Origin of the sequence: Spongiivirga citrea (assembly GCF_010671565.1) — a bacterium.
GTDB classification, from domain to species: domain Bacteria; phylum Bacteroidota; class Bacteroidia; order Flavobacteriales; family Flavobacteriaceae; genus Spongiivirga; species Spongiivirga citrea.
Window position 1 is genome coordinate 1 of record NZ_JAABOQ010000013.1, and the last position, 5,000, is coordinate 5,000.

Genomic DNA, 5,000 nt, shown 5'->3' on the forward strand with positions numbered 1-5,000 from the left:
AGTATTGCTATCGATGATGTAACGGTGAATGAGGCTGCTGGCACGGCTACGTTAACGGTTACGTTGACTGGTGATGTACAGGGTGGCTTTAGTGTAGACTATGCTACTGCTAATAATACAGCGGTACAACCTGGTGATTATACGAGTGCAACGGGGACGCTGACCTTCGCAGGAACCGATACGGAGACACAGACCTTTACGGTTCCTATTATCGATGATAATTTATTAGAGCCAACGGAGAGTTTGTTTGCTGATTTAAGCGGATTGACCAATGGACTGGTAACGATCAGTGATGGACAGGGCGAGATTACGATCACGGATAATGACACTGCGAATGTATCGATCGATGATGTAACGGTTAATGAAGTTGATGGTACTGCTACGCTTACCGTAACACTTGCAGGGAACGTACAGGGTGGATTTGATATCAGTTTTGTTTCTGCAGATGACACTGCGAATCAGCCTAGCGATTACACTGCAGTTTCAGGAGCCTTAAGCTTTGCAGGTACTGATACAGAAACACAAACTGTTACTATTTCAATTATCAATGATACTACAGTAGAAAATAATGAATCCTTCTTCATTAATCTAAGTGGTATTACCAACTCTTTAGTTGCGGTACCTGATACGCAGGGAGAGGTTACAATAATCGATAATGATTCGTTTGTAACAATAGGAGATATAACAGTCAATGAAGGAGCTGGAACAGCTACTTTTAATGTTACACTAACAGGAAATGTGGCTGGAGGCTTTACAGTGAATTATGCAACAGCAAATGATACTGCTATTGAGCCAGGGGATTATACCTCAGATGGCGGAACCCTTACTTTTGCTGGAACGGATGCGGAAGTGCAAACCATTACGGTGCCAATTATTGATGATGGCTTAGTAGAGCCTAGTGAAGACTTCTTTGTCAATTTAAGCGGTATATCGAGTACTTTAGTTACAATTGCAGATAATCAAGCAGTAGGTTCAATAACCGATAACGATTCGGCAAATATAGTTATCAACGATGTTACGGTTAATGAAGGGGCTGGAACGGCTACTTTCACTGTTACCTTGTCTACTGCGGTAGCGGGCGGCTTTAGTGTTGATTATGCAACGGCAAATGATACGGCTTTGCAGCCAGCAGATTATACAACAGCAAGTGGTACGTTAAACTTCGTTGGAACTGCAGGAGAGCCACAAACTTTTACAGTGCCAATTATAGATGATAGTCTCTTAGAAGTAAGTGAAACCTTCTTTGCAAATCTGTCTAATGTTAGTTCTGTTTTGGTTACCATTAATGATGCTCAAGGAGTCGCTACTATTACCGACAATGATGCAGCAAGTCTAGCGATCAATGATGTAACGGTAAATGAAGCAGCAGGTACAGCCACCTTTACGGTAACTTTAACCGGAGATGTAGATGGGTCTTTTACTGTTGACTATACCTCAGCAAATAATACGGCTGTTTCAGGATCAGATTATACCGCCGTTACAAACTCACTCACATTCGTTGGAACGGATACAGAAACTCAGACATTAACAGTTAATATTACTGACGATAGTCTTGTAGAAGCGGATGAGACTTATTTCATAAACCTCTCTAACGTTAGTAATACATTAGTCACAATTAGTGACGGACAAGGAGAAGGTACGATTACAGATAACGACAGTGCTAGTATTGCAATAGCAGATGTTACGGTTAATGAGGCTGCGGGTACAGCTACTTTCACAGTGACCTTGACCGGTGATGTACAAGGCGGCTTTACTGTAGATTATGCGACTGCAGATGGTACGGCAACTCAACCAGCCGATTATGCGGATACGACAGGCACGCTTACATTCGCAGGTACGGATACGGAAACCCAAAGTTTTACTGTAAGTATCGTTGACGATGCTTTAATTGAAGCGACAGAGACATTTACAGCCACACTAAGTAATATTAGTAATGGATTAGTTACAATTACCACCGCAACTGCGACGGGAACAATAACTGATAATGATACTGCTAGTATAGCTATAAATGATGTAACCGTAAATGAAGGAGCAGGAATAGCAACCTTAACGGTAACATTAACTGGTGAAGTGGTTGGAGGACTGACAGTAGATTATACATCAGCAGATGGAACTGCCGTAGATCCTGATGATTTTACAGATGTCACAAATACGCTGACTTTTACAGGGACAAATGGAGAAACACAAACTTTTACGGTTCCAATCATTGATGATAGTTTGGTCGAGCAGAGTGAGAACTTTGTAGTTGATTTAAGTAATGTAGTAAGTGCAGGATCGGTTTCTATTAGTGATGCACAAGGCGAGGTTACTATTACAGACAATGATGCAGCTAGTATCGCAATTAATGATGTTACCGTAACTGAGGCTGCTGGTACATCAACTTTCACTGTGACCTTAACAGGAGCAGTTCAAGGTGGCTTTACTGTAGATTATGCAACTGCAGACAATAGTGCGGTACAACCGGGAGATTACACGACATCAACAGGTACATTAGCGTTTACAGGAACTGATACGGAAACACAGACCTTCACGGTTCCAATCATTGATGATAGTTTGGTAGAAGCTACCGAGAGCTTCTTCGCTAACTTAAGCAGTTTGAGTAATGGTCTTGTAACCATTAGTGATGCTCAGGGCGAGGGTACGATTAATGATAATGATGCAGCTTCGTTAGCTATCAGCTCAATTACGGTAAATGAAGCGGTTGGCACTGCAGTACTCAATGTGACTTTAACAGGAGATGTACAAGGTGGCTTTACAGTTCGGTTCGATACTGCTAATAATACGGCAATTGCTCCTGGAGATTATACAGCGACGACTAATGGAACCTTAACTTTTGCAGGTAACGACACTGAGGTACAGACGATCAGTATTCCTATTATAGACGATACTTTGGTTGAAAGTTCGGAAGATCTTACCGTAACGCTATCCAATATCAGCAATGTACTAGTCGCTAATCCAGTACCAACTGGAACAATCAGCATTACTGATAATGATAATGCACAGGTAGACATTAATGATGTAACAGTTAATGAAGGAGCTGGTACAGCCACTTTCAATGTAACACTAACTGGCGATGTTCAAGGCGGGTTTAATATTGATTTTGCAGGAACGAATGGTACCGCTATCGATCCTGATGATTTTGGATTAACTAATGGTACTTTATCATTTACAGGAACAGATGGTGAAGTTCAGCAAATTACTGTAACTATTGTTGATGATACGTTGGTAGAAACTAGCGAAAATTATACAATCACCTTAAGCAATATAACAAATACGTTAGTAGCAATTAATACTGCATTAGGTACTGGTACCATTACAGATAATGATGTGGCAAGTATAGCGATCAATGATGTCACAGTTACAGAAGCTGCTGGTACCGCAACTTTCACTGTTACTTTAACAGGAGCAGTTCAAGGAGGCTTTACCGTAGATTATGCAACCGCTGACAATAGTGCGATTCAGCCTGGGGATTATACATCATCGGCTGGAACATTAACCTTCATAGGTACTGATACCGAAACACAAACCTTCACTGTTCCTATCATTGATGATAGTTTGGTCGAAACCGCTGAAAGTCTGTTTGTCAATTTAAGTGGATTAAGTAGTGGTTTGGTAACAATAAGTGATGGGCAGGGAGAAGGAACAATAACTGATAATGATGCTGCGAGCATAGCTATCAATGATATTACAGTCAATGAGGCTGTAGGGACAGCTACTTTGACAGTAACTTTGACCGGGGATGTGCAAGGTGGATTTAGCGTAGACTACTTAACTGCAAATGGAACAGCTGTTCAACCGGGAGATTATACTACTGCTGGTGGTACACTCACGTTCGCAGGGACTGATACTGAAACAGAAACATTTACGATCTCAATTATCGATGATGTCCTTTTAGAATCATCGGAAACTGTGCTAGCCAATTTGACTAATATCACTAATGGCTTGGTAACGATAAGTGATGCTCAAGGTGAAGTAACCATTACAGATAACGACAGTGCTGGAATTGTCATAGCCGATGTAACGGTTAATGAGGCTGCGGGAACAGCAACCTTTACGGTGACCTTGACCGGTGATGTACAGGGCGGATTTACTGTAGATTATGCGACTGCAGATGGTACAGCAACTCAACCAGCCGATTATGCGGATACGACAGGCACGCTTACATTCGCAGGTACGGATACGGAAACCCAAAGTTTTACTGTAAGTATCGTTGACGATGCTTTAATTGAAGCGACAGAGACATTTACAGCCACACTAAGTAATATTAGTAATGGATTAGTTACAATTACCACCGCAACTGCGACGGGAACAATAACTGATAATGATACTGCTAGTATAGCTATAAATGATGTAACCGTAAATGAAGGAGCAGGAATAGCAACCTTAACGGTAACATTAACTGGTGAAGTGGTTGGAGGACTGACAGTAGATTATACATCAGCAGATGGAACTGCCGTAGATCCTGATGATTTTACAGATGTCACAAATACGCTGACTTTTACAGGGACAAATGGAGAAACACAAACTTTTACGGTTCCAATCATTGATGATAGTTTGGTCGAGCAGAGTGAGAACTTTGTAGTTGATTTAAGTAATGTAGTAAGTGCAGGATCGGTTTCTATTAGTGATGCACAAGGCGAGGTTACTATTACAGACAATGATGCAGCTAGTATCGCAATTAATGATGTTACCGTAACTGAGGCTGCTGGTACATCAACTTTCACTGTGACCTTAACAGGAGCAGTTCAAGGTGGCTTTACTGTAGATTATGCAACTGCAGACAATAGTGCGGTACAACCGGGAGATTACACGACATCAACAGGTACATTAGCGTTTACAGGAACTGATACGGAAACACAGACCTTCACGGTTCCAATCATTGATGATAGTTTGGTAGAAGCTACCGAGAGCTTCTTCGCTAACTTAAGCAGTTTGAGTAATGGTCTTGTAACCATTAGTGATGCTCAGGGCGAGGGTACGATTAATGATAATGATGCAGC

Annotated in this window: 1 protein-coding gene; it reads left to right on the forward strand. The window is 41.5% G+C overall.

Annotation, left to right across the window (positions count from 1 at the left end):
• The coding region (locus GWK10_RS18225; RefSeq protein ID WP_204263179.1) for a beta strand repeat-containing protein at positions 1 to 5,000 on the forward strand (5,000 nt) is incomplete at both ends.